General features: G+C 72.6%; 13 protein-coding genes. 6 read left to right on the top strand and 7 right to left on the bottom strand.

From position 1 onward, the window contains the following. Nucleotides 1-172: 172 nt before the first annotated feature. The 4 genes from ACWGKU_RS26715 (at nucleotide 173) to ACWGKU_RS26700 (ending at nucleotide 4,772) form a co-directional block, all read left to right on the top strand. Nucleotides 173-1,117, top strand: coding sequence for a terpene synthase family protein (locus ACWGKU_RS26715; RefSeq protein WP_401045763.1), 945 nt, complete (start codon nucleotides 173-175; stop codon nucleotides 1,115-1,117). 69 nt (nucleotides 1,118-1,186) lie between these two features. Further along, nucleotides 1,187-2,761: a prenyltransferase/squalene oxidase repeat-containing protein gene (locus tag ACWGKU_RS26710; protein WP_452179689.1), complete on the top strand. Its 1,575-nt coding sequence runs from the start codon at nucleotides 1,187-1,189 to the stop codon at nucleotides 2,759-2,761. An 81-nt stretch (nucleotides 2,762-2,842) separates the two neighbouring features. Then, a complete protein-coding gene (locus ACWGKU_RS26705; protein WP_452179690.1) occupies nucleotides 2,843-3,697 on the top strand; it encodes an SAM-dependent methyltransferase in 855 nt (284 codons plus the stop codon). 481 nt (nucleotides 3,698-4,178) lie between these two features. After that, nucleotides 4,179-4,772 (top strand): DUF5655 domain-containing protein, encoded by a 594-nt coding sequence (locus tag ACWGKU_RS26700; RefSeq protein WP_401045770.1) that lies wholly within the window; start codon nucleotides 4,179-4,181, stop codon nucleotides 4,770-4,772. A 180-nt stretch (nucleotides 4,773-4,952) separates the two neighbouring features. Here ACWGKU_RS26700 and ACWGKU_RS26695 read toward each other — a convergent pair whose 3' ends face one another. The 7 genes from ACWGKU_RS26695 to ACWGKU_RS26665 form a co-directional block, all read right to left on the bottom strand. Continuing rightward, nucleotides 4,953-5,597: a DUF317 domain-containing protein gene (locus ACWGKU_RS26695; RefSeq protein WP_452191585.1), complete on the bottom strand. Its 645-nt coding sequence runs from the start codon at nucleotides 5,595-5,597 to the stop codon at nucleotides 4,953-4,955. Between the two features lie 50 nt (nucleotides 5,598-5,647). Beyond that, nucleotides 5,648-7,513, bottom strand: coding sequence for a hypothetical protein (locus ACWGKU_RS26690; RefSeq protein ID WP_452179692.1), 1,866 nt, complete (start codon nucleotides 7,511-7,513; stop codon nucleotides 5,648-5,650). Continuing rightward, a complete protein-coding gene (locus tag ACWGKU_RS26685) occupies nucleotides 7,510-8,313 on the bottom strand; it encodes a sensor domain-containing protein (protein WP_452179693.1) in 804 nt (267 codons plus the stop codon). The genes ACWGKU_RS26690 and ACWGKU_RS26685 overlap by 4 nt, the downstream gene beginning before the upstream one ends. A 109-nt stretch (nucleotides 8,314-8,422) precedes the next feature. After that, nucleotides 8,423-8,650, bottom strand: coding sequence for a hypothetical protein (locus ACWGKU_RS26680; protein ID WP_331768517.1), 228 nt, complete (start codon nucleotides 8,648-8,650; stop codon nucleotides 8,423-8,425). 55 nt (nucleotides 8,651-8,705) lie between these two features. Further along, on the bottom strand, nucleotides 8,706-10,664 hold the full coding sequence (locus tag ACWGKU_RS26675; RefSeq protein ID WP_452179694.1) for an LppU/SCO3897 family protein: 1,959 nt from the start codon (nucleotides 10,662-10,664) through the stop codon (nucleotides 8,706-8,708). Beyond that, complete coding sequence (locus ACWGKU_RS26670) at nucleotides 10,661-11,518, bottom strand: protein phosphatase 2C domain-containing protein (protein ID WP_452179695.1); 858 nt, start codon at nucleotides 11,516-11,518, stop codon at nucleotides 10,661-10,663. The genes ACWGKU_RS26675 and ACWGKU_RS26670 overlap by 4 nt, the downstream gene beginning before the upstream one ends. A gap of 110 nt (nucleotides 11,519-11,628) precedes the next feature. Further along, the gene (locus tag ACWGKU_RS26665; RefSeq protein ID WP_045306214.1) at nucleotides 11,629-12,312 is read right to left on the bottom strand and encodes a vWA domain-containing protein; all 684 of its coding nucleotides are present in this window, start codon (nucleotides 12,310-12,312) and stop codon (nucleotides 11,629-11,631) included. A 221-nt stretch (nucleotides 12,313-12,533) separates the two neighbouring features. Between ACWGKU_RS26665 and ACWGKU_RS26660 the strand changes: the two genes are divergently transcribed. Continuing rightward, a complete protein-coding gene (locus tag ACWGKU_RS26660; RefSeq protein ID WP_452179696.1) occupies nucleotides 12,534-14,870 on the top strand; it encodes a helix-turn-helix transcriptional regulator in 2,337 nt (778 codons plus the stop codon). Next, the coding region (locus ACWGKU_RS26655) for a DUF6801 domain-containing protein (RefSeq protein ID WP_452191584.1) at nucleotides 14,867-15,578 on the top strand (712 nt) is incomplete at its 3' end. The genes ACWGKU_RS26660 and ACWGKU_RS26655, both read left to right, overlap by 4 nt.

Here is a 15,578-nt window from a genome sequence, read left to right as displayed (position 1 = left end):
AGAGTTGACGGTGGATCATCAGATGCCGCAATGCGGCCGGAAGCCGACGGGCAGTCGGGTGGCGATGTCCCGTTTTCACGCAGTGCGCCCCTGTCGTCGGCGTCCGGCGCGCGGCCTTCTCGGGCCGATTGGGCATCTATCCCGGTTGACGGCGGTCTGACAAGATCGGCGCATGAGTGACACGCCCTTGGCGTCTTCGGATCCGGTGCCCGAGGCGTTGCTGCGCTGGGCCCGGCGCGAGGGTCTGGTGGCCGATGCCCGCCAGGAGCGGCGCCTGGCGGCCATGCGCCTGGAGGTGCTGGCCGGCCGTGCCCTGCCGGACGGCGGCGCGGCGGAGGTGCTGCTCACGGCCCAGTGGGCGGTGTTCATCTGCTGGGTGGACGACCGCATCGACCGTCACGGCCTGGGATCGGTGGCCGGTGAGCTGGAGGCGTTCACCGCGCCGCTGCGCCGGGTCCTGGGCTCCGAAGCCGGGCCGTTCCCGCAGGCCGGGGGTGTGCACACGGCGGCTCTGGCCGGGTTGTGGGGGCGAACCGCCACGGGCATGCCCGCCGGCTGGCGGGCGCGCTTCACCGCCGACTACACCGACTTCCTGGACGCCAGCGAGCAGGAGGCGACGCTGCGGCGCCTGGGGGTCCGGCTGCCGCTCGCGGACTACATCGACCTGCGCCGCCGCACGATCACCCTGCTGCCCCTGCTGGACGTCCTGGAGGCGACCGGGCACGCCCTGCTGCCGCAGGACCCGCGGATCGACGCCCGGGTCGCGGACCTGCGGGAGGCGTTGGCCGACATCGCCGGGTGGGTCAACGACCTGGCGTCCGGCGGCGAGGACGAGGCCGCCCGCCAGGACAACCTGGTCACCGCCATCGCCCGGCAGCACCGCTGTCCCGTGCCGAAGGCCCGGGCGCAGGCCGCCGCCATGGTCGAGGACCGCCAAAGCGGATTCCGCTCCACCGCCCGACTCCTGCGCACGACCCGCGGTCTGACACCGGAACAGGCACACCGGCTGCACCGCTACGTGGACCTCGTGGAGAGGTTCCTGTCCGCCACCGTGCACTGGCTCGCCGGCACCGGCCGCTTCACCTCCGACCTTCACCGCGCGACGCCCCAGCGCTGACACCCCGCCCTCCGCGAGCCGGTCCCGTACCCGCGGGCCCGCACCCGACGATGACCGGAACGGACCCAGATGCGACTCGCTCCCCTGCCCGCGAGCCTCCCCCGCTGGCCCGCCGCCGCTTTCCCGACCGGCCTGTCGAGCGCGACCGCCGCCTTGCGCACCCGCCTGCAGGAGCGGCTCGGCCCGGACGGTGCGCTGCGCGATCCGTGCCGCAGCCGGGTCCTGGAGTCCGCGCTGCTGCTGGTCCTGCTGGACCGCACCCGTCTGGAGCCCGCGGCCCGCGCCCGTCTGGCCGGCTACCTGGACGCGCACCGCGACTCCCGCGAACCGCTGGACCGGCTGCTGGCACGCGCCGCCCTGGCCGGCCGCCCGGTTCAGGCCGACCTGCTGGACGTGGACCGGTTCATCGCCCTGGCACCGGACTTCACCGGCCAACGCAAACGCGCCCTGCTCCAGGCCGTCCTGGTGCTGCTCGGCGACGCTCCCCAGCCCGTGCCTCCCGCACCGCAGGCGTTCTCACTCCACGGCCTACACAGCTGGGCACGCGTCCAGGTCACCGCCGTCAAAGCGATCCTCGCGCACGCCCACCAGGCAACCGACCAGATCACGGCACCCGAGGTGGAACTGCTCCGGTCCACCCAGCGCCCCGGCCGCGTCTGGGAGGGAAACCTGCTCATCCACCTGTCGGTGCTCCACGCCCTGGCCCCCTTGCCCGGCGGCCACCGGCTGGTCGCCGAGGGGATACGCACCGCGCTGGCCCACCAGCGCGCCGACGGCGGGATCCCGTTCATCTGCGACGAGGACACCTGGGTCACCGCCACCGCCGGACTGGCCCTGCACGCCGCAGGCGCCGAACGCCCCGTCCTGGACCTGGTCGCCCGCCGCCTGCGCCACCTGCAACACGACGGCGGCGGCTGGTCCTACACCGAACACGCCCAGCTCACCGACGTGGACTGCACCTCGGCCGCCATCGAACTGCTCCACCTCGCCGGCCCCCAGGCCCACCGCAGACCGATCCACCGCGCCGTCAGCGCCCTGCTGGACCTGCGCGCCCCGGACGGCGGCTTCCCGACCTACCTGGCCGCAGCGCCCTCGGAAGCCTGCATGACCGCAGCCGCCGCCAACGCCCTGAGCACCCAGGGCCCTGGCCGGCGCCCGGCCGTCGACCAGGCCCTGGAATTCCTCGCCACCCAGCAGCACCCCGACGGGTCCTTCCCGCCGGACTGGAGCAGCAGCCGCCACCAGACCGTGTTCCGTGCCGTACTCGCCGCCTCCCGCGCACCCGGTCCACGCGAGGGGCCTGCCCGCAGCATCACCCGCCGGGCCATCGCCCTGACGCTCGACTCCCAGAACCCCGACGGCGGTTGGGGCCGCCAGGACGGCGACCCCAGCGATGCCCTGAGCACCGCCTACGCCCTGATCACCCTCACCGCCCACCACGACTCCGCGCCCGCAGGCCGCGGGGCCGCCCACCTGCTCGCCCAGCAGCGCCCCGACGGGTCCATCGCCGGTATCCCCGACTGCGTGGGCCCGCGCCCGTTCGGCTTCAACGTCCCCGTCCTCACCGACGTCTTCACCCTCCTGGCCCTGGGCCACCTCACCGCGCGCCTGAGCCCCACATCCCTGGAAGCACAACGAACATGACCTGCCCCGCAACCACCGCCCGCGCCGGGCCCAGCGGACCACCTGACCCGCACCGCAACCACCACCCGCAGAGGAGTCACCATGGATGACCAGCAAAACACCCGGTCGCTCGCATCGAGCGAAGCAGTGGGCAGCTTCTACGACCAGATGGAAGCGTTCTTCGACTCGATCTTCGGAGAGAACATCCACTTCGGACTCTGGGACGAGGACGAGAAGTCGTCCATGCCCCACGCCCAGAACCACCTGACGGACCGCCTGATCGACCTGCTGCAACCCAAGGACGACCAGTACATCCTCGACGTCGGCTGCGGCACCGGCCACCCCGCACTTCGGCTCGCCGCACACACCCGGGCCAGAATCCTCGGAGTGAGCATCAGCACCACCCACGTCACCCGGGCCAACGCGAAAGCCCGCAGCGCCGACCGGTCCCCACAACTGGACTTCGTCCGGGCCGACGCCATGCACCTGCCCGCCGAATCCGGAACCTTCGACGCCGCCTGGGCGATCGAGATGCTCTTCCACGTCCCCGACCGCCTCCAGGTCCTGCGCGAAATCCACCGCACCCTCAAGCCCGGGGGACGGATCGTCCTCACCGACTTCATCCGAACCGGCCACCTGACCGACGACGACTGGAACCTCCTCACCCAGGGATTCGCCTTCTCCACCCTGCTGACCGCCGACACCTACGCCGACGCCATCACCCAGTCCGGCCTCGAACTCGTCAACGTCCACGACGTCACCGCCCAGACCCGGCAGAACATGCACTGGATCCGATCCCGCTACGCCGACGAACGCGAACACCTCGCCACCCACTACGGCCAGGACTTCATCCAACAGATGGACCAACTGCTCCCCGTCGGCATGTCCATCTACGCCGACAAACTCGGCTACGTCATCGCCGAAGCCCGCCGCCCACTCGACCCCGAGCACCCATAACCGCCGCGCACGGACCGGGATGGGACAGCCGAGGCAATCCGCGCACCATACCGGCGGAGACCACTTTTTCCGCTGCGTCGGATTCCTCCAGCCCTGGACGCAACCAGGACCTTGCTCCCTTCGAACCCCGCGACCGCCCCGACGGCCAGAGAGAGCGCCCTCGAAGTGAGGACGCGCTCCCCTCGTTGGACCGATCAGGGTCCCGCGAAGCCCCGCTGCCGGATGGCCTGAAGTCAGGCGAGGGGGTCCTCGGCCTTGATGTTGCCGCGCTGGACCACCCACTGCTGGTTTCAGCGTCCTGCGCTTCGATCGCATGCTGCAACGGAACGCACCAGCCAGGAGGAAGGCACCTCCTTCCTCCCCAAGATCATGTACCCAAGTGACAAGTATCTCCCGTAACTAGGCACGTCCAGAGCAGACCAAGTTGACACCTGCGCAGGTCGGGGCAGCGCCCCGGTGACAACTACGTGCGGCAGTCGCAGTGACGCAAAAGCTGGGCCCGGAGGTCGCCCAGTCGGTCGACTGGACGAGCCCGCGGATCATCTGCGTGGCCGCGGAGTTCAGCCGGTACGACCAGCACGCCGTCCGCGAGATCGATCGCCGCATCGACCTTGTCCGGTACCGGCTCTTCGGTGACGGCCTGCTGTCGCTCGACCTGGTGGCCTCGACCGCCGGTTCCGGCGCTCGGGCGGCACGTACGGGCACTGCCGTCGTACCGACAGCGCGCTCGACGGTCTCCCAGCGGCCGGCCGGCGCGGCGACAGCTGTGCGGGAGCTGTACGCGGACTTGGACGGACGGCTGCTGGATCTCGGGGACGTGCACAGCGTCGAGCTGCAGCACTACGTCGCCTACCGCCGGGGTCGGAACTTCGTGACGGTGAAGGTGCTCTCCACCGGACTGCGGCTGTACCTCCGTCTGGCTCCGACGTCCGTGGAGCTGGAGCCCGGATTCACGCGCGACGTCTCGGGCATCGGCCACCACGGGACCGGTGACCTGGAGGTGCGGGTCGGTTCCGTCGACGACCTCGACCGCGCGATGCCGCTGCTTCGTGCCTCCTACGAGGCGGTTGCGTAAGCGCACCCGAACAGCCCGGGTTTTCCTGCCTCGGCGGGAGAACCCGGGCTGTTGCGTCCCCTGCCGACCGAGCGGCACGGGCCCACGGGGCGGTGGGCGGACCCGGCCCTCGGCCGGTTCGATGAGCAGAAGGCTCTTCGCCTGGCAGGGAGGCGGGTGGGCAGCGTCGACCGGGGCAAATCAGCCGGTCGCTGGCATCTTCAGGTACCAGCCTTCCTTCTGTCCAGGGCCCACGCTGCCGCCGCTGATCACCCAGTCAGTGTCCTGGTGGCCCGGCTTGATCCAACGGGAAATGCTGGCCATCTCGCCGTCCGGCGCTGTCCAGCAGAGCAGGCGGCGGCTGCTGACGCTGTTGTCCCACCCGGAGGCGATCACGTGGTTGAGGGCCTCGACGTTGGGGAAGGTCGGGCGGAGCAGGCTGTCCGGGCTGGAGGCGAGGGTGGCGGCAAGGACTTCGTGAAGGGCGGCAACCACCTCCGGTGGCGTGCGGCTGTCCGCCGAGGACCACCACCGTTCTCCGCCAGGTCCGGCCTGGTAGTGGGCTGTTGTCCAGGCAGTCCCGGTGCTGTCGGTCCTGGCTCTCGCGCTTACTCGCGCGCACGGGCTGGTGTACACCGTTGCGCCCCCGGGTCCCTGGATCACCGTCCAGCCTCGGTCGCGAAGCGGCGCTGCGCACCATTTTCGCGGGTTCACTGCCACAGCTGCTTCGCCCAGTCGCCCCGGGGGCGGTAGGAGCGGCCGTTGCCGACCTCCTGCACCCCGCCGGGCCGGCACCACCCCGCCCTCCGGCGGCGGCCCGATCAGCGCGCCCAACCGGTCCAGCATCTCCTCGACATCCATGTCCACTCCTGTCGGCCGCCAGCTCTCGCCGGAGGCTATTTTCCGAGGTTCACGAGTCCGGCCGGGCCGTACCTGGCGTTCTCCACCGCCGTCGACGCGAAGTCCCGGTACGCCCCGGTGGTGGCGTCCCACGCGTAGAGCGCCATGTACCACTTGTACGGAATGGTTTTGGTGCTGCCGGTGCTGCTGTACTGCGGACGCACGCTGTACAGCACACAGCCCCCGTCCATGCTCTTCCCGGCCCTGGTCTCGAAGCTCCGCATGCTGTTGGTGATGGTGCCGCCGGTCGCCTGGTTGATATTGGCCCCCAGCTGGAAACACGGCGTCAGGTTCCGCTCGTCCGCCGTTCCGCCAGCCATCTTCGGCACGGAGTGGCAACGGGCGATGGTCTGGTCCGGGGCGAACCCGAGGGCGCTGGCCCGCGCTTCGGCGTCCTTCCAGCCCCGGATGGTGCCGGCCGCTTTCTGGCCCCTGTTCTTCGAGTCGGGTTTCCCCTGGAGACAGGCCCGGACTCCCCGGTTGCGGCCCTGGTCGTCCGACGGCAGGTAGTCGACCCATCCTCCGCCGTCCAGGTCCGTGGCACCCGAGGGCTTCAGGTCCTTGCAGGCGCTGACCCTCCGGTCGCCGTTCCCCACGGGGGCCGGGTCACCGTGTCCCGCGGCGGTCCCGGGGAAGGCCCCGGAGGCCGGGTTGCTGCTGCCCGGGGCCGACTCCGGGGCGGCGGGGGCTTCGTCCACCGTCGTGACCTCGTCGACGGGGAGCTGTTCGCCGTTGTGGTACGCGACCAGACCGCCGGAGCCGAGGGCCCCCGGGGCCGGTGCGGTGGCCGGAGCGTCGGCGGTGGCCGGAGCGCGCACCTGTACCGCCGTGTAGTGGCCGTTCGGCTTGCGGACCAGGCCGTCGTAGCCGATGGCAGGGCTGCTCAGGGCGGCCGCCTGTGCCGGGGAGAGCCGTCGGACGGCGTCGGGCGTCAGGTACGCCGTGCCCGGGCGCGCGTCGACGGTGGTGCCGTGCTGCTTCGCGTACTGCGTCAGCGCGGCGGCCCGGGGCTGGCGGTAGGGGCTGTCGCCGGTGTCCTCGTCCTGGCCGGCCGACCGGTTGCCGGCTTGCGGGGCCGGAGCGGGCGCGTCCCCGCCCTGGTTCATGGCGGCCGCCGGGTTCGACGGGACGGAGACGAAGCTCTGGATCGCCTGCGCCATCTGCGCGAGCAGTTGCCGGCCCCGGGACTGGAGCTGCTGTTCCTTCGTCTTGAGATTGGCGGCCTTCGTGTCGTTGGCCTTGGAGGCGGCGTCGAGCTGGGAGGACCTGGCGTCGACCTGGGAGGCCTCCTGCCGGATCTGGCTCTCCTCGCCCTGGATCTTGTCCTCCACGGCGTTCTCCTGGTTTTTCTTGGCCTTCAGTTGGCGCGCGTCCGCGTCGTAGGCGGCGGCCGCGTCCGCCTCCGCGGGCATCTGGAACGTGTGCTGCTTGGCGTTGTGGGCGGCGATCTCGTCGTCCACCGCCTTCGCGCGCCCGTTGTGGCCGCTGATCTCCTGGTTCACCGCGGCGACCCTGGCGTTGAGCGCCGCCTTGCTGTCGCGAATGGCGGCGGACTCCTTCGTGATCCGCTCTGCCTCGGCGACCACGTCCTTCCCCTGCTGCGCCAGCTCCGCGGCCTGCCGGTTCGCGTCCTCGATCTCCACCAGCAGGGTCGCCAGGGCGGCTTCGAAACCCCGGGGCGCCACCAGCGGAACGGGGGCGAGCGTGCCCGCCTGTGCCGTCACCGCCACGGCATCGGATGCCGCGATCGTCTGCACTCCCGCGGCGACGATCGGTGCCAGGAGCGCCATCAGCAGGAGGTGCAGGATCCGGGGCAGCGTCCGACGGCGGCGCGCGGCTGTCGTGCGCGAGGGCGCGGTCATCCGGTCACCTTGCCGGTGAGCTCGTCGGCGACCGTGAAGACGGTTGGCCCGCCGTCACCGGCCTGGCAGACGGAGGCCTGTATCAGGCTCGTGTCCTTCACCCGGGCCTGGTGGTAGCAGGCCCAGTTCGCGGTGTCGCCCTGCGTCGCGGTCCACGCCACCGCGTCCTCGGTGGCGGGGTGCGCCGTGTAGGTCCACTTCGACGTGCGTCCGGCCTGGTCGGTGAGTGTCGAGGACGGGCACTTGGTGAGGCCGTCGCTGAGCGTGCGAAAGGCCGCGGTCGCCTTCTCGCTGTCCGGGAACACGCCGATCACCTGGCTGACGGTGTAGCTGCCCGAGCCTGTGACGTCCTGGTAGGTCGCCGACAGGAACGCCTTCCACGTTTGCCCGTAGACCGACTGTGTCGTCGGTCCGGCGGCGACAGCGCATTCCGACGGAGCCACGGCGAGCGGGGCGTGCGGCCGGTTCGACTGGGGCCCGGCCACCACCGTCGTTCCGGCCAGTTTGCTGACGCTGTCGGCGCTGAGCAGGTTCGCCTGGACGGTCCCCTCGGCGATGTGCGGGGGGAGGCCCGTCGGCGGTTGCGGCCAGAACCACCACCCGGTGCCGGCCAGCAGGAGACAGGGCACGACTGCGGCCACCAGCAGCCGCCAGTGGCGCAGCACCCCGACTCCGCGGCGCGATGACCGCGCCACAGGTGGCGGCACCGATGCGGCCGGCGGCTGCGCGCCCGGCCCGGCAACCGGTTGCGCGGGCACGGACGGCGCCGCGCCGCCGCTGCGGCCGAGCTGGGGCGGCACCGCGCGTGGCGTCTGCTGCCAGGTGGGCGGTGCCGGTGTGGCCGGGTCCTGGTTCCAGTAGTGCTTCGTCATGACGTCCTCTTGGTCGCGGTGTTCGGGTCGGCGCCGTTCATCGGTGGCACGAGACGGCGAGGACGAACAGCAGGAACAGCACGGCGAGGACGCCGAGGCAGCCGATGCCGCCCTCCGGGTTCTTGGTGTTGGCCTCGACCGTTCCGCCGGGGTACAGGCCGGGGTGGCGGTCGGTGTAGTGCGCGATCTGCGCCCGCTCGCCCTGGGACTCGGTGCCCCAGGAGGTCTTGAAGCCGCACTCGCCGCACCGGTAGCGGTATGCCATGTCGGATCCTTGAACTCTGTCGGTGGGATGGTGGATCGGTCGCCGCGCGGCGGGGTCAGCGCCAGCGCCAGCAGACGGTGTAGCCGAGGTCGGGGAACTCGTTGGAGCGCCAGTAGGTGGAGGCGTCCTGGCCGCAGAACGAGGGCTGGTTCGGTGTGCTGGTGCGTCCGGTGACGTAGACGTTGGAGCGGTCGCAGCTGCCGACGTTGGTGAAGGTGGAGCCCGACTTGGACAGGCATTCGCGGACGGTGGCGTAGCCCGCGTCGTCGGGGAACACCATGGACAGGCACTGCAGGACGTCTTGGTCGGCGCCCTTGGGGCCGGAGACGGTCCGCCACTGGTTGTAGTGGGGCCAGTTGTCGCACTTGGAGTGGTCGCTGGTGCCGCGGTAGACGGCGAGGACCTTGAAGGCGCCGGTCCGGCAGGACAGCAGCGACCACGGGCCCGTGCCGTGCGGCCCGAAGACGCAGTCGCCCTGGCGGGCGTGGTAGGAGTCCCCGCCCGGGCTCTGGTAGCTGAGGCACAGGACCCGCGAGTAGCGCTTGGAGCTGACGCTCTCGTCGTTGCCGGGCACGTTGGCGCAGCCGTCCAGGTCGGTGCTGCCCTCGTTGGTCCGGACGACCTTGAACGTCCCGGTGGTGCAGGTGGTCGGGGTGAGGTCGGCGTGACCGTTGGTCCCGGTGTCGAAGAAGCAGTCGCCGACGCCCGCGGTGGCGACCGGATCGGTCGGACTCGGGCTCGGGGTGGGTGTGGGTGTCGGTGTCGGGGTGCTTGGGCGGGTGCTGCTGAGGGTCGGATCGGGCTGCGGGGTCTGGTACGAACTGCTGGCGGGGCGCGGCGGGTGGCTGACAGTAAGCGGGTGGCTGTCGGCGGCCGAGCGGGCGTCGGCCGGGTGGGAGTCGTCGCGGTGGGCCACGAACAGCAGCAGTGCCACGACGGCGGCCACGGCGGCGAGTACCTTGCCGACCCCGGCCGCCGTGCTGCCGGCTCCCGCGCCACCCGCTGCCGAACCCGTCGAACCTGCTCCGCTGTTGACGTGCGGTCGCGGGGCAGCCGGCCCGGTCGGCGGCTTCGGCTTCGCTCCCCCGGCCGGCTTCGCTCCCCCGGCGGCTTTCGGACCGCGGCCGGGTTTAAGGCTGCCGGAGGCCGAGGTCAGTTGCTCGGCCCAGGCGGCGGGCGTCGGCCGGGCGGCCGGGTCCGTCCCGAGCGAGGCACGGGCCAGGGCACCGAGGGCCGGGTCGATCGCCGCCAGCGCGGCCGGGTCGGTCGAGGCCTGGTCGCGGGCGAAGAGGCGGACGGCGAGAAGGGCGAGCTTGTAGGTGTCGCTGTGCCGGGTCGCCCGTTCCTCGCCGGCGGGGACGTGCCAGTCCGGGGTTTCGGCCTGCGGCAGCACCGTTGCACCGTCGGTGCGGGCCGCGTCGCAGTCGATGAGGAAGCACTCGGGCTGCGGTGTGAGGGTGAAGAGCAGGTTCTTCGGCGAGAGGTCGCCGACGGCGACGCCGAAGCGGTGCAGCCGGTCGAGGGTGGTCGCGAGGTCGGCGAGCAGCAGCAGTCGGTCCCGGTCGGTGACGGTCAGTCCGATCCCGGTGATGTAGGCGTCCTCGTTGAGGAGGTACTCCAGGGTGGCGAGCCGGGGCGGGCCCTGGTTGCCGGTCGCCAGGGTCCGGAGCGTGAAGTGGAAGCGGTCGGGGACGGCCCGCATCAGGAACCCGCACGTCTGTCCGCCGCGCCGGACCACGGCGGCCGGCCAGGCGGTCTTCTCGCACAGCCAGCGCCCCTGTTCGCCGGTCATCCGCCCGGGCAGCGCGACCGCGGCGGCCAGCGCGGCGGCGTCCACCTGCGGCAGCACCGCGGGGGCGTACTCCTTGTAGACGACCTCCCAACCGCCGTCGGTCGCGGACTCGTTGATGCGCTTGTTGCGCACCCGGTGGACCGATCCCTGGCCTCCTCGGCCGAGTTCCCCGTCCAGGGTCAGCGTGGCGAACTCGACCGGGGCGGCCGGCCGCGCGCTCACCTCGCTCCCTCGGCTCGGGGCCAGATCGCCAGCAGGGTGCGGTCGTCGTCGAAGGTCTCCCGGGTGAAGTCCAGCACGTGGCCGAGCCACAATGGCGGCGGCGGCGACGCGAGCTGGCGGGCGAACAGCTCCCCGACCCGGCCGTCGCCCTCGCCGAGCGGGTCGCCGAACCCGTCCGTGGCGACCAGCAGCGTCCATGGCTCGGCCAGCCGTCCGACAGCGGTCTCCGGCCGGTCGGGGACCAGGGGAAGCGGGGAGACCTCGTTGCTGACCAGCGGCGTGCCCGGTACGGCCTTGCCGCCGAACAGCGGGTGATAGCCGCCGCCGGCCCGGTCGAGGAGCCACGCCCCGGAGTCGCCGACCCGGAACACTTCGGCCTCCAGGGCGTCGCCCGCGGCACGGACCGCCCCGGCCACCAGGGTGGTCGCGTACAGCCTGGCCACCTCGGCACGTTCGGGTGCGGGGACGCCGAGCCGCCACCGCGCCAGTTCCCGCAGTCGTTCCGCGGCGTGGGCCGCGACGTCGGCTCCGTCCAGCCGCTCAGCGCCCCGGTCGAGCAGGTGCAGGATGCGTTCGACGGCGGCCCGGCACGCCTCGACGGCGCCCTGGTGGGACTCGGCGGCGCTGGATACGCCGTCGGCGACCGCGAAGACGATGCTGCCGGTGGCCTCGTGCACGGCGGCGCGCGCCGCGTCCTGGCGCGGCTGCCGGTAGTAGCGGTGCTTGGCGCCGCGGACGGAGGCGAACCGCAGGGTGAGCCGGTCGGTGGACCAGCCCTCGCACTCGCTGTCGGGGAAGTCGAAGGCGTACTGGCTGGGCGGCCGGGCCTCGAACTCCAGGCCCGGCACGTCCACGGTGATCCGCTGCCACGGCACAGGGTCCGGCCCGGTCGCCGGGGGCGGCCCGGCGGGCCTCGGGGGCGCTGCCGGCGGCACGGGGTCCGGGTCGCCCCGGCGGGCGGGCGTCACCGGCCGACCTCGTCGATGGCCATGGTGAACTGGTCGGGCCGGTTCACCACCAGCTGCGGGTTGGCCGAGTTCAGGGCGTGTCCGGAGGCCACCAGGCTCATGGTGAGCGAGTGGAAGAACTCCGAGATCGCCCGGCCGACGTCGGTTCCGGACTTGGCGAGGAAGGCGAACTCGGGGCGGGTCGCGACGTCGACCATGGTCTGCGCCCGGGCGTCGCCGAGACCGCAGGCGATGATGTTCGGCGCGGTCGGCGTGCGGTCCCGGTCGGTCAGCTCCGCGTGCGGCGCGTGCCAGGACGATCCGTCGGTGGGCTGGCCGTCGCTGAGCAGGAAGACCACCGGGCGGTGCACCCGGTAGCCCTCTCCGCGCAGCCACTTCACGTCGCCGGGGATCCGCTGCAGCAGGTCCTCGAAGACGGCCCGGTAGTTGGTCACCCCGCGGATCACCAGCCGGGGCACCGTGGTCTCGGTGCGCATGTCGGCCACCGCGAGCCGAACCTGGACGTCGTCGGAGAAGCCCAGCACGGCCAGCCGGAGCTTGGCCGCGACCATCGGCTCCGCCCTCAGCCCCTCGCACAGCGACGCCACCCCGTCCCCCAGCTCACGCTGGTACGGGGCCATCGAGCCCGACTCGTCGGCCACCACGTAGGCCGGCAACAGGACGCCCTTCGCCTCCGCCATCGCAAACACCGCCTCCCTCAAGTTCACGCAACTGGTGTCGCGGACGGGGCGGCCCGGGCCGCGCAACGAGGTGCGCCGGGGACCGCGGAACCACCGTCCGCACCACCGATGCTGGCGTCGCGTCAGACAAATGCACAGGTCACAGCGCCGGTCATATGTGACCGGTCATCAGCGGTAGGCTTCGCCTCTGTTCTTTCGAATCTTCGGGGGAAGGGCGGGTCGTGGCGGAGACGCTCGGGGCACTGCTGCGGCAGTTACGGAAGCAGGCCGGTCTGACGCAGTTCCAGCTCGCCGAGCGGGCTGGACTCGGCGAGAGCACCGTCCGCCGGATCGAGACCGACCGGCCCTTCGACCACCGGCTCGGCACCATCAACCGCATCGCGGACGCGCTCGACGCCGGCCCCGAGGACCGGCGCCGGCTGAGCGCCCTCAGCGGCGGCACCGTCCCGGAAGCCCCGGTGCCCCCACCGGAACCACCGCCGCCGCCCCGGGACCACGGCCCGCTCGCCGACGCCGCCGAGGAACTGGCCCGCGAGAGCCGACAGCGCTGGCGCCGCGAGGAGGCCCAGCACCGGGTGCACCACCCGTTCGCACTGCCGGTGCGCTGGCAGCAGGTGTCGGCCGGGGTGGCCGACCAGTCGGCGAACGCCCACCTGCTGGCCCCCGGCGAGGCCCGCACCGAACCGGACCTCAGCGGCGACCTGCGGCGGGTCGCCGAGATCTACCGGCGCGTGCCGTCGGGCCGGCTGGTGGTCCTCGGCCGGGCCGGATCGGGCAAGTCGATCCTGGCGGTCCGGTTCGCCCTCGACCTGCTGGACGCCCGCACCCGCAACGAACGGGTGCCGGTGATCTTCAGCCTCGGCGCCTGGGACCCGACCACCGTGGCCCTGCGCGACTGGCTGATCGCCCGGCTGCTGCGCGACTACCCGCACCTGGCCCGGCGGGTCCCCAGCGGCAAGACACTGGCCGCGGACCTTCTCGACGACGACCTCGTCCTCCCCGTCCTCGACGGGTTCGACGAACTCGCCGAAGACCTGCGCGCCCCGGCCCTCGAAGCACTCAACCTCTCCCAGCTGCCGCTCGTCCTGACCAGCCGCCACGCCGAGTTCACCGCCGCCGTCCGAAAGGCGCACGCCCCGCTGGCCGCCGCCGTCGTCCTGGAACTGCGCGACCTCGACCTCGACGACCTGCGCGGCTACCTGCCCCGGACCGACCCGGCCTTCCCCGGGCCCGCCGACACCGACGGGCAGGGCGCGACCTGGGAGGCCGTCCTCGACCCCGCCCGGACGGCGGAGAGCGCCGGCCGCGCCAACCTCGCCGCCGCGCTGCGCACCCCGCTGATGATCGCCCTCGCCCGCACCATGTACAGCGACCACCCCGAACGGCGGCCGGGCGAACTCCTGGACACCGCCCGCTTCCCCGACCCCGAGGCAATCGAGGAACACCTGCTGGCCGGGTTCGTCCCCGCCGTCTACCGCCCCCGTCCCACCGAACGCCTCGACACCGCCCACCGCCGACCCGGATCGTGGGACGCGGAACGCGCCGAACGCTGGCTCGGCCACCTCGCCGACCACCTGACCCGGCTCGGCCGCGAACGGCAGGACCTCACCTGGTGGGAGGTCGGCACCGGCATGAGCCGCCTCTCCCGCACCGTGATCATCGCCGTCCTGGCCGGCATCGCCTTCGGCGTCACCACCGCGATCGGCAACCTCCCCGTCGACCTGGTCGCCACCACGCACAGCCTCCGGTTCGCCGTCGTCCGCGGCCTGCTGGTCGGCGTCCTGCACGGCCTCGCCGCCGGCACACTCTTCGGACTCGTCTACTGGCACGCCTCCGCCCGCGCCGCCCTCAGACCCTCGCCGGTCCGCATGCGGCTCGGCATCGGGACCCCGCTGACCCGCCGCAACGCCCGCATCCGTTTCCTGATCGGCCTGGGCGGTGGAGCGGCCGGCATGGCACTGCTCATCCTGGTCGACGAAGGCCTTGTGGCCCCGCTCGGCCTCGCCGACGGACAGGGTGCCGGCCTCGCCGCCGGGCTTGTGTTCGTTGTGCCGATCGCCCTCTCGATCGGGCTGGTCTTCAGCCTGATCGCCCTGTTCGAGGCCCCGGTCCGCACCGAATCCGTGGTCAGTCCCGCCGACCTGCTGCACATCGACCGCCGCAACGTCGCCTACCACCTGCTCACCTGGGCGCTCGTCCTCGGCATCGGCGTCGGTCTGGTCAACGGCATCGTGTACGGGCCGCTGCGCGGCTTCGAGGTCGGCCTGGTGTTCGGGCTGGAAGGCGCGTTCGGCGCCGGGCTCGGCTACGGACTCAGCCTGACCGCCTGGGGCCAGTGGGTGGCACTGGCCCGCATCTGGCTGCCGCTCACCGGGCAACTGCCCTGGGCGCTGATCGCCTTCCTGGACGACGCCCACCAACGCGGCGTGCTCCGCCAGGTCGGCGCGGTCTACCAGTTCCGCCACGCCTGGATCCAGAACCACCTGAGCCGCAGCCACCAGCAGCGCCACGACCGCGAACAGAGCAGGCGCGACCACTCGACGGAAGGGGCACGATGAACGCCGAACCCCGTACGCACCGCCCGAGCGGGCGCGCCCGGCGCGCGGCCGTTGCCGCAACCGTCCTCGTCGGCGCCGTCGCCACCGCCCCCGCAGCCGCCCGGCCCGCCGCCCCCACCCTGCACTACACCTGCGTCTTCCCGACCATCGGCGGACAGGCCATCACCGCCAGGATCTCCGCGGACATCCCGGCCACCCTGCCGGCCGGCGAGTCCAGCCCGGCGTTCGCCATCCAGGCGGCCGCCACCGTCGAGGCCTCCTTCACCCTCGGCCTGCGCTACGTCCTCGGGGTGCGCACCATCGAAGGCTCGGTCGACGCCGAGACCCGCGTCCGCGCCCCGCAGGACGAGACCGCCGTCCCCGTCCACCTCACCATCACCCGCACCGCGGTCCCCGCCTCCGGTTCCTTCGAGATCCCCGCCACCGGCAACGCGCCCCGACTCTCCTTCACCCGCCCCGGCACCGGACGCGTGACCACCGGCAACTTCACCCTCCACCTCGTGCCCAAGGACGCCGACGGCAACCTGGCCGGGCCCGGCCGGGTCGACGTCCCCTGCACCCTGAACGCCGGCCAGGACAACACCGTCGCCCCCTTCGAGGTCACCCCCGCGAAAACCAGCCCCCCCCCCCCCCCCCCCCCCCCCCCCCCCGCCCCCCCCCACCCCCCCCCCCCCCCCCCCCGCCACCCCCGCCCCCCCCCCCCCCCCC

The organism is Kitasatospora sp. NPDC054768 (genome assembly GCF_053612025.1).
Note: the sequence above shows the minus strand (reverse complement) of the source record. Positions and strands in the feature narration are given on the sequence as shown.

Excerpts from the sequence above, each read along its gene's own strand:
- ACWGKU_RS26680 (WP_331768517.1), bottom strand. The coding sequence starts at position 8,650 with ATGGCATACCGCTACCGGTGCGGCGAGTGCGGCTTCAAGACCTCCTGG.
- ACWGKU_RS26715 (WP_401045763.1), top strand. The coding sequence starts at position 173 with ATGAGTGACACGCCCTTGGCGTCTTCGGATCCGGTGCCCGAGGCGTTG.
- ACWGKU_RS26690 (WP_452179692.1), bottom strand. The coding sequence starts at position 7,513 with ATGACCGCGCCCTCGCGCACGACAGCCGCGCGCCGCCGTCGGACGCTG.
- ACWGKU_RS26665 (WP_045306214.1), bottom strand. The coding sequence starts at position 12,312 with ATGGCGGAGGCGAAGGGCGTCCTGTTGCCGGCCTACGTGGTGGCCGAC.
- ACWGKU_RS26705 (WP_452179690.1), top strand. The coding sequence starts at position 2,843 with ATGGATGACCAGCAAAACACCCGGTCGCTCGCATCGAGCGAAGCAGTG.
- ACWGKU_RS26710 (WP_452179689.1), top strand. The coding sequence starts at position 1,187 with ATGCGACTCGCTCCCCTGCCCGCGAGCCTCCCCCGCTGGCCCGCCGCC.
- ACWGKU_RS26695 (WP_452191585.1), bottom strand. The coding sequence starts at position 5,597 with ATGCTGGACCGGTTGGGCGCGCTGATCGGGCCGCCGCCGGAGGGCGGG.